Here is a 21,192-nt window from a genome sequence, read left to right as displayed (position 1 = left end):
CCAAGAGTCGGAGGGCCCGTCCTCCCCAACGGGTCCGCCACACACGGAGGTTCCATGGCCGACAACGTCACCTCGCTCTTTCGCAGCACGGCGGCGCACAGCCCCTCGATGGCTGCGCTGGCGCGAGAGAGCGACGGGACCGGTCCGGTCGACTTCTGCATCCCGTGCAACCCGTACTTCCCCACCCCGGCCATGATGGACACCATGTCCGCACGGCTGCGGGACATCATCACGTACTACCCGAGCAGCGCCGACACGATCACGGCCGAGCTGTGCAACCTGCTCCAACTGCCGCCGCAGGCGGTGGCGATGGGCAACGGCTCGACCGAACTCATCACGTGGATCGACCACTTGCTGGTGCGTGAATCCCTCGCCGTCCCCGTCCCCACCTTCGGCCGCTGGACCGACCAGCCCATGGAGACCGGCAAGCGGGTCGACATGTTCCCGCTCCAGGAGTCCAGCGGCTTCAACCTCGACCTCGCCCAGTACGCCGAGTTCATCCGCGCGCGCGGCACCCGGGTCGCCGTCATCTGCAACCCGAACAACCCCGACGGCGGCTTCCTGCACAAGCACGCGCTCGTGCAGTTCATGGACGCGATGGCCGACCTCGACCTGATCATCATCGACGAGTCGTTCCTGGAGTTCGCCGACGCGGAGGCCGAGCCGAGCGTCGTGCAGGAGGCGATGATCCGCCCCAACGTGATCGTCCTGCGCAGCCTCGGCAAGAACTTCGGTCTGCACGGCATCCGCTTCGGCTACATGGTCGCCAACCCGTCGCTCGCGGGCCGCGTCCGCTCCATGCTGCCGAAGTGGAACCTCAACGCCTTCGCCGAGTACGTGGTGTTCATGCTCAAGGAGCACGGCGCCGAGTACATGCAGAGCCTCCAGCAGGTGCGCCGCGACCGCCTCGACATGGCGAGCCAGCTCTCCTCCCTGCCCGGTCTGACGGTCTACCCGTCGCAGGGCAACTTCCTCTTCGTGCGCCTTCCCGTCGGCGCCGAGGGCACCGTGGTCCGGGACCGGATGCTCACCGAGCACCGCATCCTGATCCGCGAGTGCGGCAACAAGATCGGCTCCTCCAGCCGCTTCGTACGTCTCGTGGTGCGCCCCCAGACGGACGTACGTCGCCTGGTGTCCGGCCTGGAACAGGTGCTCTACGGGACCCGGAGGGGAGCCGCCGTCCCCGAGCTGGCCGCAGCGGCCAACTACAGCTCGGGTACGGCGGCCGTGGACCGGCTGGTCAGTGCCACCAACGGGGGCGGTATGCCGGGCCTAGCCGCTCAGGCCCTCGGTACCGGTATGCCGGGGCTCGCAGCCGCCGCGGCAGCCGGTACCGGCATACCGGGCATGGCACCCCCGATGCCGATGCCCGCCGCCATGCAGATGCCGGCCGCGATGGCCGCGCAGAGTTACGGCGGCCAGGGCATGCAGAGCTACGGCGGTCCGGGCATGCAGATGCAGATGCAGGCACCCATGCAGCAGCCGCAGCAGCCGGTCCCCCAGCCGCAGATGCAGATGCAGCAGCCCCAGATGCCGATGGGCCAGCAGCAGCCGACCCCGTCCGGCGTCCCGGCCCGCAACGGCCTCACGGCCGCCCAGGTCCGCGGCACGACCGGCCCTGGCCTTGCCCCGGCCCCGGCGACGGGCTGGCCCGCCGCCCAGAGCTGGCCGAACGCGGCGGGCATGGGCCAGGTCAGCTGATCCCACCGGCCCATGGGGCCGGCTGGGGGCTCAGTGGTCGTTCTGCAGATGGAGCTTGAGCAGATCCACACCGTAGTCGCCCCCGTTGGGGGTGCGGACGATGGTGTGGATGTGCTGCTGCGTGGGCGTACCACCGGGCCCGCCCATGCCTCCGCCGCCGTTCCCGCTCGACGACTTGTTGCCGTAGGCGAGGGGCGACTGGGCGTCGTACTCGATGAGTACGACGGGACTGTGCACGCGGTAGTAGAAGGCTGACGAATCCTTGGTCTCGCCGATCCAGTAGAAGTACGTGTCGTCGAGATGTTCCTCCACCTCGGACATCCGTACCTCGGCGTGCGCGTCGGCCATGTTGCCGACGTAGACGCGCACGAGGTCGAGCAGCTTTGCGCGCGCGGTGTCACCGAACTCGGCGGCGGCCAGGCCCTGGTAGGCGAGCTTGAGGTTGTCCTGACCGGCACCGGCCTTGAGGTTGTCGCCGGCTTTGGTCTCGGAGGAGATGACCTTCTTGCGCTGGGCGTCGGTGAGCGCGCGCAGCGCCGCCAGACCGGCGGTGGTCTCCTTCTTGAAGGTGGTGATCTTCTCGCCCTTGTACGTGGCCGAGGTCGGCTCGGAGCCCATGAAGGTCGGGGTCATGACGACCTGGTCGCCGAGGACGAAGTAGTTGATGGCGACGTGGTGACCCTCGTACTGGAACCCCCAGGGCTTGCTGGTGGAGGGGGTCCCCATGAAGGTGAAGAAGTAGGCGCCTTCGGTGAGGGTGTCCCGGCCACCGCCGCTGTAGTCGCCGAGGAACGCGTTGAGCTTCATGATGTTGCGGGTCTGGGTGAGCCCGTCGGCGGAGAGCGCGGTGCCGAGGAGCGCGTACCCGAGGTCGCGCTGCTTGTCGGTGATGTCGCCCATCCGGACGCCCTGGCGCTCGTACCCGTCGACGTTGCTCCACTTCAGCCATTCGTCGTCGTCCACGTCGAACACGCAGGACTTCCGCTGGGCGCTGGAGAGCCCGTCGAGGAACGCCTGCGCGGCCTTGACGAGGGCGTCGGTGGAGACGCCGGTGGAGTGGACGGAGTAGAGGTCGTCGACGACCTTCCCGTCGGTGGTGACCCCGGTGAAGTCGGCGTACTTGACCTCACTGGCCCCGGGCCCCATGCCTCCCCCGCCACCGGGGGCACCGCCACCGGGCCCGCCGGAGGGCATACCGCTCGGCGGCCCGCCGTAGGAGGCGGAACCAGCGGTGCCGGAAGAGTCGGAGGAACCGGAGGAACAGCCGGTCATGGTCGCCAGGGCGGCGACTCCGCCGGTGAGCAGCGCCTTGTTCATGAACCAGCGGCGGCTGCGCTCGGCTTCGGGAGTACGGGGGCGGTGTGCTGTCATGGACACACGGTGAGGGGCCCAGCTGAGGGAAACCTGAAGGGTGCCCTCGCCCATCAGGCTCCGCAGGAAGCTATGCACACCGATCCGTACCGCAGTGGGCTACGTTGGGCATGTGACCGAGTCGGAGAAGGGGCCGCGGGGGCTGCGTCGCGGCAGGGGCGCGCGTGAGCGGATCGTCAGCGCGTCACAGCGGTTGTTCCGCGAGCAGGGCATCAACTGCACCGGCATGGACCAGCTCTGCGCGGTGGCCGCGGTGTCCAAGCGCACGCTCTACCAGCACTTCGGCGGCAAGGACGAGCTGGTCGCCGAGTGTCTGCGGCGGTTCGATCCGGAGATCCTGCCCGAGGTGTTCGACCGCACCGACCTCACACCTCGCGAACGGCTCCTCGCCGCGTTCGAGGCGCACGCGCCCCTGTGTCCGTTCATCGCGGCGGCCGTCGAGATCCCCGACCCGGCGCACCCGGCGCGTGTGTACGCCCGCGACTACAAGATCGCCTTCGCGGCCCGGCTCACCGACACCGCGCGCGAGGCCGGCGCCGCCGACCCCGAACAGCTGGGCGAGCAGCTGGCGTTGCTCCTGGACGGCGCCTCGGCCCGCGGCCGGGTCCTCGACACGGAGGCGTTCACCACCGCCGCCGCGATCGCGACCGTCCTGGTCGACAACGCCGTCCCCGCCCCGGACTCGCGATGAGGAAGCCGTACTGGCAGCCGTACTGGTACCGCGTCCGCATCCGCGTCGCCCAGGAGCAGTGGCTCGGCTGGCAGGGGCTGGGCGGGCCGGAGTTCAACCAGGTGTCGAACGCCGCCCTGCGCGACTCGTCCCTGGAGGCGTGGGCGACCAGGTTCCTCGCGGAGGCGCGCGACGAACTGGAAGACCTGCGGGGCGAGTTGCTCCTGGAATGCTTCACGGAGCCGACCCCGGCCCCGGACACCGAGCCCGTGTACTCCGCCGAGGTGTCCCTGGGCCCCGGTCAGCCGTAGCTGTAGCCGTAGCCGTAGCCGCACACCAACCCGGTCAGGACGGTGGCGGCGTCCTCACCCGTCGGCGGAACCCGGGGGAACCACCCATTGGGTCGGCTGTCCGGTGATGTCGCCGATCATGTCGAAGTCGCCGTCGTAGTGAAGGACCGTCCGCCGGTGCAGTTCCGCCGTGGCGGCAATGAGCAGATCGGGCAGGGACAGGGCCCGATGGAAGCCCGCGTTCAGGGCGTGGCGTTGGGTTTCCAGCGCGCGGGTGAAAGTGTTCTCGTCACAGGCCAGGTAGTCGAAGGCGTGGAGCCAGGTACTGATGCGGGTGGCCTCTGCGGTGGTGCGGGCGGAGTGCACCATCTCGTATTCGGTGGGATGGCACACGGCGAGCAGGTAGCGCTCGTGCAACGGTTTGAGCACCTCTTTGACCTGCGGTTTCGACCATCGCGCCAGAGCGGACTTGTCGATCAGATAGCGGTCCCGCATCAGGCTGCCCGGCCACCCGTTCGCTTGAGCGAGCCGTCGGCGTTGCGAGGGCCGGTGTTCTCGACGATCTCGCTGAAATCGAGTTCGCCCGAGTCCATGGCGTCGAAGAACTCCTGGCGCAGATGGCGCTTGACCGCGTCCTCCATGGCCAGGCGCACGGCCTTCGCCTTCGTCTTGGTGCCGAAGATGCGCATGGCCTGGGCGACCATCTCTTCGTCGAGGTCGATGACTGTCCGCGCCATGGTCCTTACCGCCATTCCAGAGAGGTTGCCGACATAAAACGATACCGCGTAGACACCTAGAGAGATATCGTTTCGCCGCCAGCGGGGGTCAACCCTCCCTTCGGGACGGGAACCGGAGAGGCCGGCGAGTGCCAGGTCAGGATCCACCCGGCGGTGAGCGCCGCCGCGCCGCCCGCCAAGGCGATCGCTCCGCCTGTTCCCGTGCCCGCGGCCACCGCGCCGAAGCAGACCGGTCCGACGCCCTGCAGTGTCATGTTGCCGGAGCCGAGCAGGCCGAAGGCCTGGCCCTGGCCGTCCTGTGGCAGGGCGTCCAGGAAGGGGCGTTGCAGGCCCAGGCCGTAGGCGTAGCCGAGGCCGCTGAGCAGCAGCAGAGCCGACGAGACGGGCACTCCGGGCTCGGCGGCGAAGCCGATCAGCGGCAGGCCCATCAGCGCGGCCAACGGGACCACCAGTCGCTCCCGGGTGGGCGGCCGTAGCAGGCGGCCCACCAGTAGGTCGCCGACCAGCATGCCGACCGGCAGACAGCCCATCAGTACCGCGTACCAGCCGGGCGCGAAGTGGCGTTCTCCCGCGTAGGCGACGATGAGGCCCTCCGCGCTCGCCACGAACGTGACGGGCAGCCACTGGGCCAGCATCAGTCGTCGTACCGTGCGTCCGCGCAGCAGCAGGCCGGTACCGCGCAGGCTTGTCCGGACGGCCCCGCCGTCGCCCCGCGCGCTGCCAGGTTCGCCCCCGGACCCTCCCGGTCGCAGCCGTGGCAGTCTGATGCGGATGGCGAGCGCGCAGCCGAGGTACAGGACAGCGCTCACCGCGAGTGCCCGGCGCGGGCCGAGTGCCGCGACCGCCGCGCCTCCCAGTGCCAGGCCGAACAACTGCGCGCCGGCACCGGCGATGTTGTTCAGCGACCGGCCCAGTACGTAGGCGTCGCCCTCCAGCGACTCCGCGACCAGTCGGCTCGACGCGCCGTGGAACACCGGTGTGGCGAGGGCGACCAGCGCGACGACACCGAGGCTTGCCGCGATCGGCATCGGCACCAGGGCGAGCAGCAGGGCGGCGGCGCACGTCAGGGCGTAGCCGCCGGTGATGAGCGCGCGGGGCGGCAGCCGGTCGGCCAGTGAGCCCAGCAGCAGCGAGCCGAACAGCTGCGGGATGAAGCCGATGCCGAAGGCCAGCGCGCTCAGCAGCGCGGAGCCGGTGGCCGAGAAGACCAGCACCGAGAACGTGGTGATCCGCAGCGCGTCCGCGGTGATCGCGACGGTGCGGGTCGAGAAGAGCAGCCGGAAGCGTGGCTCGGCCAGCACCTCCCGGTAGGTGGCACGGTGGTCGCCCTGCACGGGTCCGGGTTCGGGTCCGGGTTCGGGTTCGGGTTCGGGTCCGGGTCCGGGTTCGGGTCCGACGGTCTGGGTCATGACGCCCAGCCTCGGCGTGCGCCCGCGCCGCTCACCAATGATTCGTCGCTGGACGAATCGGAGCAGACGTCCCTCGATAGCCCTCAGTGGCCCTCGGCGGCCCTCGGCGGCCCTCGGTAGCATGGCGCGGTGCTCCGCTTCGAAGTCTCCGTCGAGGACCTGCTGCGCAGCCGCTTCGCCCTGTCGCCCACGATGGACCTGTGCTTCCTGCTGCGTTCGCTCGCCGGCCAGGACAGACCGCTGCCGCGAGCCTGGGCCACCCGGCTGCTGCCGGCCTTCGAACGGCTTCGCCGCGAGACCGAACTGGACGTCGTCCTCGCCCTGCACACCCCCCGGTCCGGACCGAACTTCGTCGCCCCGCCCCCGCGCGGCCTCAACCAGACCTGGGCGGACGACCTGGCCACGATCCGGGCCACCCCGCTGGAAGCGGCCCGCCACGAGATCGCCACCAACGCGACCGGCCCGACCGCCCGCGACCCCCGCGTACGCGCGGTGCTGGACTCGCCGGACGCCGTCGCCCGGATCGCCGAGGCGATGGACCGGGCCTGGCACGAGCTGCTCGCCGCGGACTGGCCGCAACTGCGCGCGATCTGTGAGCGCGATGTCGTACACAGGGTGGGTGTGATCGGCGAACACGGCTGGGTCACCGCCATCGAGAGCCTGCACCCGAGCATCGCCTGGCAGACCGGCGGTATCGAGATCGGCCACTTCTCCGACGTCGGAGCGGTACGCCTCGCCGGTGACGGGCTCCTGCTGATCCCTTCGGTCTTCGTCGCGAACATCGCCGCCCACCTGGACGACCCCTGGCCCAGGACCCTGGTCTACCGTGCCCGCGGCACCGCCGCCCTCTGGGGCGAACAGGAGAGCGTCCCCCGGCCGGACGCCCTGACCGCCCTGGTCGGCCGGGCCCGAGCCCGGCTGCTGCTGGCGCTGGACGCCCCGGCCAGCACCAGCCACCTCGCCCGAAGCCTCGCCATGACCCCCGGCGCGGTGGGCGACCACCTCGCCATCCTGCGAGACGCGGGCCTTCTCGTCCGCGGCCGGTCCGGCCGCTCGGTGCTCTACCGGCGCACCCCGCTCGGCGAGGCACTGGTCGCCGGTACGGGCTGAGGGATCAGTCCGGCACTGCCCAACCAGAAAGGGTCGAATGTACGGGACCGAGGAAGTCCGGTCGGCGTGGCGGCGGATCGTGCGCTGGCTCACGGAGAACGCGCCGGTCTCGGCGCGGGCACTGCGCGGTCCGGCGACGGACGAGGACATCGCCGGTCTGCGTACGGCGCTGGGGTTCGACGTCCCCGACGTACTGGAGGCGCTGCTGCGGCTGAACAACGGCAGCGGCGCGAAGGACACCGCGCGGACTCTCCCCAACGGGCGTGTGGTGCCCGTCAAGCACCTGGACTCGGCGATCTTCCCGTTCGGCAAGGTGCTCCTGGGCTGCGAGGAGCTGGTCGCGACGCGCGCCCGGCTGCTGAACATCGCACAGGAGGCCGAGGGCTACTGGCAGCCCTCCTTGATCCCGGTCGTCTGGGACTTCGAGGGCGCCTGCTACGGCTACGCCCTGGAGACGTCCGGTTCCCTCGGGCCTTCCGGACCTCGCGTGCTGCAGTACACCGAGGTCGGCTCGGACGAGACCGACCCGACGGCTTCCCTCTCCCTGGGCGAGCTGCTCAGCTCCTTCGCCGACGGAACGGAACGCGGCAACTGGGACGTTCAGCGCCCGCTGGTGGTGGACGGCTCCCTCAGGTGGCGCGAGGAGTGACAGAGAGGAGTGGCAGAGAGGAGTGACAGGCCGGTCACGGGAGAGGGGGGATCCACGCCTACCCCCGCCGCCCCACCAGCGACCACCACTGCGGTACGTCCACCTCGGCCCGGACCGTCTTCCCGGGTGGCTCCCGGTCCAGCACCTCCCAGCGGTCCGCCACCGCGTCCACCACGAGCAGCCCGCGCCCCGACTCCGCCAGCGGAAACGGCGCCTGTACGTCCTTCGGCCCCGGCGGACGTGAGCCGCTGCGGCTGTCGGTGACCTCGACGCGCACGCTGCCCGGGACGAGCGAGAGCCGCAGCTCGAAGTCCCGTCCGGGGACACGTCCGTGGGTCACCGCGTTCGCCGCCAGCTCGGCGACGATCAGCGCGACGGCCTCGGACGCGTCGGAGCCGTACGGGATGTGCCAGGCGTTCAGCTGGCCCACGGCGAGGCGTCGGGCGAGGCGGGCGCCTCGCGGGGTGGCACTGAGCCGCTGCCTGAACATACGTACGGTAACCGGGAGTTGAGGGGCTGAAGGTGCGCTCATGGGCCCAATGTGCCGGGCGGGAACAGGACTTCGCCAGGTCGTGGCCATGTACTCCGGGGCAGCGTACGTGGTCACGGACTGGACAGTACCGGTCACCGGGCGTGACCATGGACGGATCGGGAGTGTGCAGCGGGGCGAGTGCGCGAGAGGTGACCGACGATGGGTGAAGGTACGTGGGGGACGACGGGCGGCGAGCCGGAGATCTCGGACAGCCTGCGGACGTTCGGAGCAGTGGTCCAGGCGCTGCGCGAGCACATGGGGATGAGCAGGAAGGAACTGGCACGGCTGGTGCAGTTCTCCGAACATACGGTGGCGTCCGTGGAGTTGGGGAGGCGGATGCCGGACCCGGTGTTCGTCGAGCGGGCCGACGCCGCCCTCGGCAACACGGGTGCGCTCAAGAAGGCGGCGGAGTTCCTGAACCGCCAGCCGGGTCTGGCGGCATGGTTCCGCCGCTGGGCACTGCTGGAGGCCAAGGCGATCTCCCTGTGCACCTACGAGTGCCGCATGCTTCCGGGCTTGCTGCAAACAGAGGCGTACGCACGGCAGTTGTTCGTCGACGAGTTGCCTCCGCTGAGCGACCAGGAGATCGAGGCCAACTGGATCGCGCGTGCCAAGCGTCAGGAACTGCTCCGGCAGCGCCCGAACACCGCCTTCAGCTTCATCCTGGAAGAGCACCTGTTCCGTCGTTGCACGGGCGGCGTGGACGTCACACTGGACCTCATCGATCACGTACTGCGGATCGCGCAGCAGCGAAACGTGGAGATCCAAGTCATGCCGCTGGTGTGCAAGTCGCACGCCGGGCTGCACGGCCCCTTGCAGCTTCTCGAAACTCCAGAGAACAAGTGGTACGCCTACACCGAAGCCCCGGAGTCCGGCCAGCTCATCTCCAATGCCAAAGTGATCAGCGTGCTCCAGCAGCGATATGCCAGGATGCGTGCACAGGCTCTCACGCTTGAGGACTCCATGAGCCTGTTGGAGCGGATGCGAGGGGAACTATGAGTACTGGTGGGCCGACCTGGTTCAAGTCGAGCTATAGCAGCAGCGGTTCCGGCGACTGTGTTGAAGTCGCCCTCTCCTGGCGCAAGTCCACGTACAGCAGCGGCTCCGGCGACGACTGCGTCGAGGTCGCCACCTGCCCCGGCACTGTCCACATACGCGACTCCAAGGACAAGACCGGCCCCCAACTCGCCCTCTCTCCCACCACCTGGGCCGGATTCGTCGCACACACCGGCAAGTAAGAAGAACGAACGCATACCGGGTCCGACGCGTCACAGTCACGACAGTGTCAGCGCCGGACCCGGGGGAACCCATGCGCACGCGCCTCAACCGCACCACCGCCCAGTTCCTGCTCAGCCTCACCCTCGTTCTGCCCATGGCAGCCGCCTGCGGCGACAAGGCGTCCGAGGACAGCAACGTCTCGAAGCCCTCCGCCCCGGCGAAAAGCTCGGGCCGGGCCCAGCAGGTCGCCGACGCCTGGGACGGTTCCGAGGCCGCCGAGGTGTGGCGCGGCGGCTACTACCCGATGGGCCCGGCCGCTCCCTCGCCCGCCGACGGGTTCCACAGCGACGACGACAAGATCGCCCACATGCTGGAGAACTACGTCCTGCGCGGCGAACTCCCCACCACCGCACCGGAGAAGGGGCAGGTGAAGTGGGCGGGCGGCAAGTCGCTCACCCTCCCGCTGCTGGACGCGCGGCAGACGTACACCGCCCTGGACCGCGTGGACAGTTCCGAGGACCCCCAACTCACCGTCACCGGAGCCAAGTTGGGGGAGATGACGATCCCCACCAGCCGGGGCCCGGCGACCGTGCCCGCCTGGCTGTTCACGCTTGAGGGGTACGACGAGCCGCTCAAGCGGGTCGCGTTGAAGTCGTCGAAGGCCCCGAAGCCGCCGATAGGCGTGGCCGCGGGCGGAATCACGACACGTGACGGGCTCTGGGAGCTGGACCAGTTCATCGAGGCCTCCGAGGACGGCCGTTCCGTCACCGTCGCCGCCCACCACGGCGCCTGCGACGACGGCCCCGCCGTGGACGTCCTGGAGACGGACGGCAGTGTCGTGCTGTCGGCGTCGGTCAACGGGGGCCACCAGGAGGGCGCCTGCACCGCCCAACTGCTCTCCAAGAAGGTGACCGTGAAGCTGGACCGCCCGCTGGGCGACCGCATCCTCCTGGACGCGTTCACCGGCCGCCCGGTGCCCTTCAAATACTGACGCTTCCGGGACGGATCTCCTTGTCTCACAAGAGACTTGACGGCCCGTCACTTTACCTGATCCCCAGCTCTCCGACAGCTCATCGACAGCAACCACCTCTATCTTGCCGTGTTCATGACAGAGATTTCGGAAACGCCCCCCACGGCGATCGGCCGCCGCACCGTACTGATCGCGACCGGCGCCACCGCCGCCACCCTGGCCGTGGCAGCCGCCGTACCCGAATCGTCCACCCCCACCGCGGACACCACCGCCCCGGTCGCCGCCGCGGCCGTCTGCACGCTCACGAAGGAGATGACCGAAGGCCCCTACTACCTCGACGGCCAGCTCGTCCGCGCCGACATCCACGAGACCAAGACCGGCATCCCGCTGAAGCTCACCCTGACCGTCGTCGACGACGACACCTGCGCGCCGCTGAGCAACGCGCTGGTGGAGATCTGGCACTGCGACGCCCTCGGCGAGTATTCCGGCTTCGTCGGCAACAACGGCCACTCCGAACCGGACAACGGCACCTTCCTGCGCGGCGGCGTGCTGACCAACTCCAGCGGTGTCGCCGCCATCACCAGCGTCTACCCCGGCTGGTACCGGGGCCGCTGCGTCCACATCCACCTCAAGGTCCACACGAACGTCACCCTCACGTCCGACGGCTCGTTCACCGGCGGCCGGGAACTCCACACCGGCCAGCTGTTCTTCGACGAGACGATCACGGCCAAGGTCGCCGCACTCTCGACCTACGCGGCCAACACCGTCACCCGCACCACCCTCGCCCAGGACTCGATCTACGACGAGGGCGGCGCCGCCTCCGGCCTGCTCACCCTTACCGCACTGGGGAGTTCGACCTCGGCGGGGTACGCGGGGACACTGACCGTGGGTGTCGAGAGCAGCTGACGCCCGCAGCACCGACGTAAGCCCTTCGAGGCGGGGTGTGGACACGACCGTGATGCCCACACCCCGCACTCCGCGTCACCTGGTTACCAGCCGGGCGGCCGGCCGGCGAACCGGCCGACCGCCACGGCCAGAGAACGTATCGCCGCCCGGGTCTACAACTCCCCTGCGGTTCTTACGCCCACATCGCTCACTTCGCCGGGCAGGGCTGCCAGGCCAGGTGGTAGATGGTGTTGATCTCGCCGTCCGTCGAGTCCATCGCCATGAAGCTGGTGCCCGTCGAGGTGCCGGCGTTCACCCGCAGCTCCGTGTTGATGTTGAAGTTGCGCTGAACTCCACAGGGCGCCCAGACCAGTTGGGCCCACTCGGTGGAGTCGGTGGCCTGCCAGTTGTCGTTCAGCGGGCCGTTGTACGAGTGGGTGCGGAACGCCGTGCTCGACGAGCCCTGGAAGTAGTACGAGGCCCGCTGGATGGCGCTCGCGCCCCGCTGCAGTGCCGCGAAGCCTCGGTAGTCGACGCTCGCGATGGCGTACGTGAAGCCCGCCGGGACATGCACCAGCAGGTTGAGCTGGCAGTTCTTGCGGAACGCCGTCGGGTCGGAGTTGCCGCCGGCCTGGGCGAGGTAGTCGCTGTAGGTGACGGTGAAGGCAGTGTTGTCGCCGGAGACGGCGACCGCGGCCGTACCCGCGGGACAGCCGGAGCCGTTCACGGTGGCGACTCTGATCACGATCTTGTCGGCGGGCGGGTCGTCGAACGCGTCGGCGCTCTGCGCCGGTACCGCAGCGGCGAGCAGAGCGGCTATCGCTCCGCCGACTATCAGGCCAGCAGCCATGTTTCTCCCTTTCGTGGTGGTGCCGTGGGGGGTGAGAATCACGCGAACTGTGCACTCAACCTGTGATTGAGCAGTGAAATACCTGTGAAGGTCGAGCGGTCGCAGCATAGGTGTCCTGGCGGATACCGGGCAGGTCGATCTCCGGCCAATCACGCGACACCCAGGCGGCCCTCACGCCACGCGGAGTGTGCCCCAACTCCGCACCAAACCAATGGAGTTGGGCGGTAGGTCCCCAGGGCATTCATAGCCCGGTTTTAAGGTAATCCTCAGGTGCGCCCCTAAGTTTCCGGGACATGACAGAGAACACGAACCCCCAGAACAGCGCCCTCGAAGCCTCCTCCGACTCCGCCCCTTCCGTGGGCAAGCACCGGCTGGACAAGACCCTCAAGCGGCGTCGCGTCCTGATCGGCGGCGGTACGGCAGCGGTGGTCGGCGGCCTCGCGGTGGCTGGATTCGCCTCCGCCAGCGAGACCACGACGACCACGGAGTCCGACTCCTCCTCCACCACCACCGAGGACAGCTCCACGTCCACCACGGCGAGCGTCTGCGTCCTCAACGCCGAGGTCACCGAAGGCCCTTACTCCCTCGACGGCGCGCTCGTCCGTGAGGACATCCGCGAGGACAAGGAGGGCTTCGAGGTCCAGTACACCTTCACCGTCGTCGACGTCGCCAACGACTGCGCCCCGCTGGCGGGCGCCCTCGTCGAGATCTGGCACGCCGACGCGCTCGGCGAGTACTCCGGCTTCGTCGGCAAGAACGGCCACACCGAGGCGGACAACGGCACCTTCCTGCGCGGCGGTGTGCTGACCGACGCCAACGGCCAGGCCAACATCACCTCGATCTGGCCCGGGCACTACGTCTCGCGCTGCACCCACGTCCACATGCAGGTGCACACCGACGTCACGCTCACCGACACCTCGTACACCGGCGGCGAGGTCATCCACACCGGTCAGCTCTTCTTCGACGAGGCCATCAACACGGAGATCCAGGCGACCTCGCCGTACTCCGCGAACACCACCAGGGAGACCACCCTCTCCAACGACAGCATCTACGACGACGGTGGCGCCTCCTCCGGCCTGCTGACGCTCACCGCCCTCGGCTCCAGCGTCTCGGACGGCTACAAGGCCACCCTCACCGTGGGCGTCGACAGCGACTGACCCGCCCCCCGCCCGCCAGAAGGTCCGCGACCGTAGCGGATCTGCTGGGCCGGGAACGCCGACAGCCTGAGCCCCGTGCGAGGACGGGGCTCAGGCTGTTCGGGCAATCCAGTCAACTAGCTGATCCAGTACGTCACTTCAGGTAGACCAGACCGTCCGTGGTGACCGCCGGGCGGCCCGTCGTGCCGACGACCACGATCTTGACCGTGTGCTTGGCGCTCGCGCTCCAGGTCTTCGTCCAGATCGCGTCGCGGTACTTCGTCGTCGCCGACTTCAGGTCCACCGTCGCGGCCTTGACGCCGTCCACGAACACGTTGACCTGACCGGACGTCGCGGCCCGCGACACCGCGAGGGCGGCCGAGCGGCCGGTGAACGTCCAGGTCAGCGAGGCATTCTTGGCGGTGCTCGAGTACGACTTGCCGCCCAGGTAGCTGGTCGACGACTTCGTCGTCCAGGTGCCGGTGCGGGTCGCCGAGGTCTCCTGGAGGATCACCGGCGTACCGGCGACCGAGGCCGCCCTGGTGTTGCCCGCCTGGTCGTAGGCGGTCATCGACCAGGTGGTCGCAGCACCGGACTTGGCGGTCAGGGCGGCGCTGGTCACCGTCGGGCCGTACGTCTTGGCGACCGGGGCCGTCAGGCGTACCTCCTTCAGGGCGGCGGTGTCCGTGGCCTTCCACTTCAGGGTGACCGGGACGGCCGTCGTGTTCACCGTGCCGGTGGCCAGGGCGAGGTTCGGCGCCGTGGTGAAGGTCGGCGGGGTCGTCTCGGCGACGACGGTCGCGGCGGGGGTGGTCGTCGTCTTCCCGGAGATGTGGACGGCCCGTACGGCCACGGCGTGCGTGCCGAGCGCCAGGGTCACCGGCGCGGAGGTCGCCGTACCGGCCGGGGCCGCGACCACCTTGCCGTCGACCAGCACCTCGTACTTGGCGATCAGCGCGGCGGGCGTGGTCGCCGCCCAACTGATCGTCGCGGCCGACTTCGTGTACGTCCGGGTGCCCGAAGTACCGGCGCCCGTAACCGACTTGACGGCGAGACCGGTGACCGGGCCCGCCGCGTAGGTGCGGATGGTGGGCAGCGCGGCGTGCAGGTTGACCCCCGGGCACTCGGTGGCGTAGCTGTCGCCGTGGCCGAAGATGGTCGGGAAGCTGAGCTGGTCGCCCGTCTTCCAGGTCCGGGTGTTGTACTCGCTGGTACCGCCGGCGCCCGCGGTGAGCGTGGTCGTGCCGGTCGGGTCGATCCCGTACTGGCCGAGCTTCCAGGCCGCGACGCGGGCCACGGAGGTCAGTACGGCGGTCGGCGGGGCGACCTTGCTGTAGTCGCCGAGGACGGAGACGCCGGTGGTCTGGGTGTTGAAGCCGTAGGTGTGCGCGCCCAGGACCGCCTTGTCGACCCCGCCCTTGCGGCCCTCGAAGATGGTGCCGCACTTGTCGACCAGGAAGTTGTAGCCGATGTCCTTCCAGCCGTTCGTCTTCACGTGGTACGTGTAAATGCCACGGATGATCGACGCCGACTCGTCGCACGTGTATTCGTTCGTGCCCGCGCTGTGGTGGACGGCCACCGCCTTGATCCCGTTGGCCAGGTAGTCCGGCGATTCGGGGCTCAGGTTTTCGTCCGCGCCCCAGCCAGCGCGCGAGGTGATCGGTGGCTTGGCGGCGCTGGACGTCGGGGCGGCGGGGCCGCTGCTCGCCGAGGCGGACGGCGAGGCCGGGGCCGAGGTCGTCGCGGGGGCGGAGGTCACCGTGGAGGCGCTCGGCGACCCGGTCGGCGTGGCGGAGGACGAGGAAGCCGCGTCGGTCGGGGTGGCGGAGGACGACGCCGCGTCCGTCGCCGTGGGCGAGACCGACTCCGTCACCTCGGGCGACACCGTCGCGTCGGGCGTCGCGGTCTCGTCCGCCACGAACGCGGCGGGTTCCAGGTCGGAGACCGAGCCGGTGCCGGGGTCGATCATGTCGACGCGCAGTCCGGCGGGCAGCTCGGCCGCCTCCTTGCCGTCGACCCGGACCTCCACGCCGTCGGACGCGCCGACCCACGCGGGCTCGGTACCGGCGCGGGTCGCGCCCTCCTCGCCGGGTCCGCTGTCCGTGCCCAGCTCCAGCCAGGACGACCAGTTGTCGGTGCCGGCGTCACGCGTACGGACCTCGACCTTGCCCGCCATGCTGGCCTTGGGGTCGGACCAGGTGACGCCGAGCATGCTGAACGGCTTGGTGTCCCGCTTGGCCAGCGTGGCCGAGTCGCCGTCGGCGTCGACCTTCAGCGCCGCCGCGTACTCCTCGCTCGCGATCGGCCCGGAGCCCGGCTTGCCGTCGTCGGCCGCGCTGTCCGCGCCACCGCCGCCCACGCCCTGCACGATCAGAACCCCGGACACTCCGGCGGCCACGACGGCCCCGATGCCCCACCCTCGACGCGATCTCAGCAGACTCATCCCCGTACGCACACCCTTCACTTGAGCCCCACGCATTACATGCACATGCCGGGGTCAAGGTATCGGGAGAGTGGTGTCCGTCAACAATCAACTCGGAGCCTCATCCTTCACGGTGGTTTACGAGCGCTCCGATGGAGCACACTAAACTGCCCTGAAAGACTGAAAGATTGTCTTAAAGCCCCAACGAGCCGTTCCTCCAAAGGCGGTTCGGCTACGGGTTCTCCCAGGCCGCCGGTTCCTCGGCGAGCCCCCGTACCGGCTCGGGCAGCTCCCCCGCCGCCAGATCGGCGAAGGTCACCCCCTCCAGCACCTTGCGGACGTTGGCGCGCAGCGCGACCCACAGCGGCAGCAGGGGTTCGGCGGGTCCGGTGTAGGCGAGGCCGGTCGGGCGTTCGCCGCGCACCGACACGATGGGCCCGTCGACGGCCCGGACGACGTCCGCGACGGTGATCTCCCCGGCGGCCCGCGCCAGCCGGTACCCCCCGTTCCCGCCCCGCCGGGAGTCGACGATCCCGCCGCGCCGCAGATCCCCGAGGATGCCCTCAAGGAACTTGTGCGGAATCACCTGCGCGGCGGCGACGGTCTCCGCCTTCACCGGCCCCTCGTCCTGCCGGACGGCCAGCTCCAGTACCGCTCGCACCGCGTAGTCCGCCCGTGCCGAGATCCTCATGCGGTCATTGTCGGTCGTCGCGGTGTGTGGACAATGACCGGACACGTGTACGAGGAGATTCCCGTTGGTGCTGAGCAGAAGAACCTTCACCGCAGCCGCGGGCGCCGCCGCCCTCGGCCTCTCCCTCAGCGCCAGCGCGGGCACGGGAACGGGCGGCCCGGCGACCGGCCGCCGCCACACGGTCGACTTCGACCGCCACTCCCTCCTCGTCGACGGCGAGCGGCTGGTCCTCTGGTCGGGCGAAAAGCACCCCTTCCGGCTGCCCAGCCCGTCCCTGTGGCTGGACGTCCTCCAGAAGATGCGCGCACACGGCTACAACGCCGTCAGCGTCTACGTCGCCTGGAACTACCACTCCCCCGCCCCCGGCAGGTACGACTTCACGGGCGTCCGCGACCTGGACCTGTTCCTCCGCCAGGCCGCCGAGACGGGCCTGTACGTCGTCCTGCGCCCCGGCCCCTACATCAACGCCGAGGTCGACGCGGGCGGCTTCCCCGGCTGGCTGACCGCGACAAGGGGCCGGGCCCGCACCTCCGACCCCACCTATCTCCGGTACGTCGACGAATGGCTGACGGCGGTGAACGAGATCGCCGCCCGGCACCTCTACACGCAGGGCGACGGCACGGTCCTGCTCTACCAGATCGAGAACGAGTACGGCTCGTACGTCACCCAGCGCGCCGGCATCGACTACATGTCCCACCTCTACGCCAAGGTCCGCGCCGACGGCATCGACGTCCCCCTCTTCCACAACGACCTGGGCAGGAACGGCTACTGGGCCCCCGGCACCTTCGACACCGGTGGCGAGCGCGGCCGTTGGCTGTACGGCTTCGACGGCTACCCGGACCCGGAGCAACTCCCGCCGGACTGGGGGCACTTCGGCATCGGCGGCCGGAAGGGCGGGGCGACGGCGAGTCCGGGGACCCCGGGGTTCATCCCGGAGTTCGGGGGCGGCTGGTTCGATCCGTGGGGCGGGGCGGAGTTCGACGGCGCGGGCTACGCGGGCTCGGCCCGCACCCGGGACGCGGCCTACGAGCGGCGCTTCTACCTCACCAACCTCGCCAACGGCATCACCCTGCACAACGTCTACATGACCTACGGCGGCACCAGCTGGGGCTGGCTGCCCGCCCCGCAGGTGTACACGTCGTACGACTACGGCGCCGCCTTCGACGAGGGCCGCCGGGCCACCCCGAAGGTCGTGCCCATGCACCAGTTCGGCCATCTGGTGGGCCGGGTACCGGAGTTGGCCAAACTGGACCGGGCCGCCCGGCAGGTGTCGGCGGCCGACAACCGGCTCAGGGTCTACCACCTCACCAACCCCGACACGCACGCCCACGTGTACGTCGTGCGCAACGACACGACGGAGGCGGTCACTTCGACGCTCCCGGTCGCCGGAACCGCGCTGCCGGTCACCGTGCCCGCCGCCGACGCCCGCCTCCTGGCCGCCGGAATCGCCCTGGGGCGGCGGAAGTTGGCGTACTCCAACGCCCAGCCGATGCTGTGGCTGACCGCCGGGCGCCAGGACATCGCCGTGCTCACGGGACGCTCGGGCGAGCCGACGGTGACGGCGCTGGAGTGCGCGAGCGAGCCGAAGGTGACCGTACTGGCGGGCGCCGCGGAGGTCTCGTACACGGCCGGGCTGGTCCGGGTGAGCGCCCGACTCGACGGCCTGACCAGGGTGTTGGTGGAGGGCGGCGGGGTCCAGGCACCTCTCCTGCTCCTCCTCGCCGACGACGACACCTCCGTACGGCTGTGGCCGCGCGAGACCCCGTCCGGGTCGGTGCTGGTGTACGGGCCGTCGCTGGTGCGGACCGTCGAACTGCGGGACGGGGTCGCGCGGTTGACCGGGGACACCGTCGAGGCGGCCGACCTGGAGGTGTGGGCGCCGCGCGGGACGCGTGAAGTGACCTGGAACCAGGGGGTGTTGCCGGTGTCGGCGACCGGCTCCGGGAGTCTGCGGGCCGGGCGGCGGCTGGCGGGGGTCCCGGCGGTCACGCTTCCCGCGCTGGGCGGCTGGCGGCGGCGTACGGAGAACCCCGAGGCCGAGCCCGGCTTCGACGACTCCAAGTGGACGCTCGCCGACCGCACTTCGACGTTCAGCACGACCGCCGTACCCGACGGGCAGCCCGTGCTGTTCGCCGACGACTACGGCTTCCACTACGGGGACGTCTGGTACCGGGGCCGCCTCACCGACGCCACGGGCGCGGAGTCCGTGTCCCTCTCCTACAGCACTGGGACGCAGGGGCTGCTGCTGGCCTGGCTGGACGGGGTGCCGCTGGGGGCGCACCGGATGCCGGTGCCGGACAAGAAGACGGTACGGAAGGGGAGTTGGGCGGCTACGGCCACCTTCGCCGTACCGGAGGAGGCACGTAAGGGCGGCGGACATGTGCTGTCCGTGCTGGTGCGGCGGATGCAGCACGACATGGACGGGAAGTCGCTGGACACGCACAAGGTCGCGCGGGGGCTGACTGCCGTGACCTTCGAGGGCGCGAAGCCCGCCGTCCGGTGGCGGCTGCAGGGCGACACGGCCGCCGATCCGGTGCGCGGGCCGCTCAACACCGGTGGGCTGTACGGGGAACGGTCGGGCTGGCATCTGCCGGGACACGCGGACGAGGGCTGGGAGGCGGTCTCCCTGCCGCGCGCCGAGGGGCGGCGGCAAGGAGTGACCTGGTACCGGACCGGGTTCCGGCTCGCCGTGGACCCGGGGGTCGACGCGTCGATCGGCCTGGAACTGACGGACGACCCGGCGCGCGCGTACCGCGTCCAACTCTTCCTGAACGGCTGGAACATGGGCCAGTACATCAACGACGTGGGCCCCCAGCACACCTTCGCCCTCCCCAACGGCATCCTGCGCACCCGGGGCACCAACACCCTTGCCCTGGCGGTGCTTTCGGACGGGACGACGGAGTCGGGACCGGGGGACGTACGCCTGACGCTGACGGGCAGCTCGGCCGGGGGAGTTCCGGTGACGGTGGTGCCCTCCCCCGGCCGCTGAACCGCCGTACGGGCCAGCCCAGTCGGATCTAGGCCAGTCGGATCACGTTCCAGGACAGCGGCTCCAGGACGGCGGTCAGCGTGCCGTCCTGGAGGGCGGTGCCCGTGGCCGGGTGCGGGGTGACGCGCTCCGGGTCGGTCAGGGTGTTGCGGGCGTCCGGGTCGGCGTCGGCGATCACGCTGTGCTCGACGACCGAGGTCAGGTCGAGTCCGTTCAGGGCGACTTCGAGGGGCAGCGGCTGCGTGCGGTCGCGGTTCACGGCGAAGACGGTGACCGTGCCGTCGGCGGCGCGCACGGCGGTGGCGTGCAGCAGGTCCGTCTCGCCGTACTTCTTCGTCTCGTACGTCGGCGAGTCCACCCGTACGTCGAGCACCTCGCCGCGCCCGTACCTGCTGGCCTGCGCGAAGGGGAAGAACGTCGTCTGGCGCCAGGCCGGGCCGCCGGGCTCGGTCATGATCGGGGCGATGACGTTGACGAGCTGGGCGAGACAGGCGACCGTGACGCGGTCCGCGTGCCGGAGCAGGGCGATCAGGAGCGAGCCGAAGACGACGGCGTCGGTGACGGAGTAGACGTCCTCCAGGAGGCGCGGGGCCTCCGCCCAGTCCCGCTCGCCGGAGTTCTCGATCTCGTGCCACTCCGAGATGTACCAGACGTTCCACTCGTCGAAGGAGAGGTTGATCTTCTTCTTCGACTTGAGCTTCGCGCCCACGTGGTCGGCGGTGGCGACCACGTTCTCGATGAAGGACTCCATGTCGACGGCCGAGGCCAGGAAGGAGTCGATGTCGCCGTTCTCGGGCTGGTAGTAGGCGTGCAGCGAGATGTAGTCGACCAGGTCGTACGTCTCCGCCAGGACCGTCGCCTCCCACTCGGCGAACGTCGGCATCGACTGGCTGGAGGAGCCGCAGGCGACGAGTTCGACGCCCGGGTCGATCTGGCGCATCGCACGGGCCGTCTCGGCGGCGATCCGGCCGTACTCCTCGGCCGTCTTGTGGCCGGTCTGCCAGGGGCCGTCCATCTCGTTGCCCAGGCACCAGACCTTGATGCCGAAGGGGTCCTTGTCGCCGTGGGCGGCACGGAGGTCGGACAGGGCGGTGCCGGCCGGGTGGTTGGCGTACTCCTGGAGTTCGATGGCCTCGGCGACGCCCCGGGTGCCGAGGTTGAGGGCCATCATGGGCTCGGCCTGCGGGCCGACCTTCTTCAGGAAGGCGATGTACTCGGCGAGGCCGAAACGATTCGTCTCGGTGGAGCGCCAGGCGAGGTCGAGGCGGCGGGGGCGGTCCTCGACCGGGCCGACCGAGTCCTCCCACTTGTAGCCGGAGACGAAGTTGCCGCCGGGGTAGCGGATCGCGGTGACGCCCAGCTCCCGGACCAGCTCCAGCACGTCGGTGCGCAGGCCCGCCTCGTCGGCGGCGGGGTGGCCCGGCTCGTGGATGCCGGTGTAGACGCAGCGGCCGAGGTGTTCGACGAACGAGCCGAAGAGCCGGGGGTTGACCTCGCCGACCTTGAAGGCGGGGTCGAGGGTGAAGCGGGCGCTGCGGGACATGGGTTCCTCTCGGCGTTCG

At 70.0% G+C, this 21,192-nt stretch carries 20 protein-coding genes; 11 read left to right on the top strand and 9 right to left on the bottom strand.

The features are described 5' to 3' along the window. Positions 1-54: 54 nt before the first annotated feature. Complete coding sequence (locus CW359_RS20300; protein WP_105971400.1) at positions 55-1,701, top strand: pyridoxal phosphate-dependent aminotransferase; 1,647 nt, start codon at positions 55-57, stop codon at positions 1,699-1,701. 30 nt (positions 1,702-1,731) lie between these two features. On the opposite strand, the gene CW359_RS20295 is transcribed toward CW359_RS20300, so the two are convergent. Continuing rightward, the gene (locus tag CW359_RS20295; RefSeq protein WP_105971575.1) at positions 1,732-3,072 is read right to left on the bottom strand and encodes a DUF3500 domain-containing protein; all 1,341 of its coding nucleotides are present in this window, start codon (positions 3,070-3,072) and stop codon (positions 1,732-1,734) included. Between the two features lie 112 nt (positions 3,073-3,184). Between CW359_RS20295 and CW359_RS20290 the strand changes: the two genes are divergently transcribed. Both CW359_RS20290 and CW359_RS20285 read left to right on the top strand, forming a co-directional pair. Then, a complete protein-coding gene (locus tag CW359_RS20290) occupies positions 3,185-3,763 on the top strand; it encodes a TetR/AcrR family transcriptional regulator (RefSeq protein ID WP_105971574.1) in 579 nt (192 codons plus the stop codon). Then, positions 3,760-4,053: a hypothetical protein gene (locus tag CW359_RS20285; protein ID WP_105971399.1), complete on the top strand. Its 294-nt coding sequence runs from the start codon at positions 3,760-3,762 to the stop codon at positions 4,051-4,053. The genes CW359_RS20290 and CW359_RS20285 overlap by 4 nt, the downstream gene beginning before the upstream one ends. 54 nt (positions 4,054-4,107) lie before the next feature. On the opposite strand, the gene CW359_RS20280 is transcribed toward CW359_RS20285, so the two are convergent. The 3 genes from CW359_RS20280 to CW359_RS20270 are packed head-to-tail and all read right to left on the bottom strand — an operon-like array spanning position 4,108 to position 6,178. Then, complete coding sequence (locus CW359_RS20280; RefSeq protein ID WP_105971398.1) at positions 4,108-4,527, bottom strand: PIN domain nuclease; 420 nt, start codon at positions 4,525-4,527, stop codon at positions 4,108-4,110. Then, on the bottom strand, positions 4,527-4,769 hold the full coding sequence (locus CW359_RS20275) for a type II toxin-antitoxin system VapB family antitoxin (protein ID WP_105971397.1): 243 nt from the start codon (positions 4,767-4,769) through the stop codon (positions 4,527-4,529). Before CW359_RS20275 ends, CW359_RS20280 begins: the two co-directional genes overlap by 1 nt. Before the next feature lie 56 nt (positions 4,770-4,825). Next, the gene (locus tag CW359_RS20270; protein ID WP_105971396.1) at positions 4,826-6,178 is read right to left on the bottom strand and encodes an MFS transporter; all 1,353 of its coding nucleotides are present in this window, start codon (positions 6,176-6,178) and stop codon (positions 4,826-4,828) included. A gap of 129 nt (positions 6,179-6,307) precedes the next feature. Between CW359_RS20270 and CW359_RS20265 the strand changes: the two genes are divergently transcribed. Both CW359_RS20265 and CW359_RS20260 read left to right on the top strand, forming a co-directional pair. Then, positions 6,308-7,288, top strand: a complete 981-nt coding sequence (locus tag CW359_RS20265) for a winged helix-turn-helix domain-containing protein (protein ID WP_105971395.1) — start codon at positions 6,308-6,310, stop codon at positions 7,286-7,288. 37 nt (positions 7,289-7,325) lie between these two features. After that, positions 7,326-7,937: an SMI1/KNR4 family protein gene (locus CW359_RS20260; RefSeq protein WP_105971394.1), complete on the top strand. Its 612-nt coding sequence runs from the start codon at positions 7,326-7,328 to the stop codon at positions 7,935-7,937. Between the two features lie 58 nt (positions 7,938-7,995). On the opposite strand, the gene CW359_RS20255 is transcribed toward CW359_RS20260, so the two are convergent. After that, entirely contained in the window at positions 7,996-8,469 is a 474-nt protein-coding gene (locus CW359_RS20255) for an ATP-binding protein (RefSeq protein ID WP_105971393.1), read from the bottom strand. A 159-nt stretch (positions 8,470-8,628) separates the two neighbouring features. Here CW359_RS20255 and CW359_RS20250 point away from each other — a divergent pair, with 159 nt between their 5' ends. From CW359_RS20250 to CW359_RS20235, 4 genes are all read left to right on the top strand, one after another. Next, positions 8,629-9,468 (top strand): helix-turn-helix domain-containing protein, encoded by an 840-nt coding sequence (locus CW359_RS20250; RefSeq protein WP_105971392.1) that lies wholly within the window; start codon positions 8,629-8,631, stop codon positions 9,466-9,468. Beyond that, entirely contained in the window at positions 9,465-9,707 is a 243-nt protein-coding gene (locus CW359_RS20245; RefSeq protein WP_105971391.1) for a DUF397 domain-containing protein, read from the top strand. Before CW359_RS20250 ends, CW359_RS20245 begins: the two co-directional genes overlap by 4 nt. 71 nt (positions 9,708-9,778) lie before the next feature. Then, a complete protein-coding gene (locus tag CW359_RS20240) occupies positions 9,779-10,678 on the top strand; it encodes a hypothetical protein (RefSeq protein ID WP_105971390.1) in 900 nt (299 codons plus the stop codon). 114 nt (positions 10,679-10,792) lie between these two features. Continuing rightward, a complete protein-coding gene (locus tag CW359_RS20235; RefSeq protein ID WP_105971572.1) occupies positions 10,793-11,563 on the top strand; it encodes an intradiol ring-cleavage dioxygenase in 771 nt (256 codons plus the stop codon). A 187-nt stretch (positions 11,564-11,750) separates the two neighbouring features. Here CW359_RS20235 and CW359_RS20230 read toward each other — a convergent pair whose 3' ends face one another. Next, a complete protein-coding gene (locus CW359_RS20230) occupies positions 11,751-12,392 on the bottom strand; it encodes a DUF4360 domain-containing protein (protein WP_105971389.1) in 642 nt (213 codons plus the stop codon). A 293-nt stretch (positions 12,393-12,685) separates the two neighbouring features. Between CW359_RS20230 and CW359_RS20225 the strand changes: the two genes are divergently transcribed. Then, positions 12,686-13,549, top strand: coding sequence for an intradiol ring-cleavage dioxygenase (locus CW359_RS20225; protein WP_105971388.1), 864 nt, complete (start codon positions 12,686-12,688; stop codon positions 13,547-13,549). 133 nt (positions 13,550-13,682) lie between these two features. Here CW359_RS20225 and CW359_RS20220 read toward each other — a convergent pair whose 3' ends face one another. After that, positions 13,683-15,971, bottom strand: a complete 2,289-nt coding sequence (locus CW359_RS20220) for a peptidoglycan recognition protein family protein (protein ID WP_198655300.1) — start codon at positions 15,969-15,971, stop codon at positions 13,683-13,685. Positions 15,972-16,182: 211 nt separating this feature from the next. Beyond that, entirely contained in the window at positions 16,183-16,641 is a 459-nt protein-coding gene (locus CW359_RS20215) for an RrF2 family transcriptional regulator (RefSeq protein WP_105971387.1), read from the bottom strand. 64 nt (positions 16,642-16,705) lie between these two features. Between CW359_RS20215 and CW359_RS20210 the strand changes: the two genes are divergently transcribed. Then, complete coding sequence (locus CW359_RS20210) at positions 16,706-19,630, top strand: beta-galactosidase (protein ID WP_105971386.1); 2,925 nt, start codon at positions 16,706-16,708, stop codon at positions 19,628-19,630. A gap of 28 nt (positions 19,631-19,658) precedes the next feature. On the opposite strand, the gene arfA is transcribed toward CW359_RS20210, so the two are convergent. Further along, positions 19,659-21,173 (bottom strand): arabinosylfuranosidase ArfA, encoded by a 1,515-nt coding sequence (arfA, locus tag CW359_RS20205; protein ID WP_105971385.1) that lies wholly within the window; start codon positions 21,171-21,173, stop codon positions 19,659-19,661. Positions 21,174-21,192 lie beyond the last annotated feature (19 nt).

Origin of the sequence: Streptomyces geranii, from assembly GCF_002954775.1 — a bacterium.
Taxonomy (GTDB): Bacteria; Actinomycetota; Actinomycetes; order Streptomycetales; family Streptomycetaceae; genus Streptomyces; species Streptomyces geranii.
The sequence above is the reverse complement of the archived record's forward strand: the minus strand, read 5'-3'. Positions and strand labels throughout refer to the sequence as shown.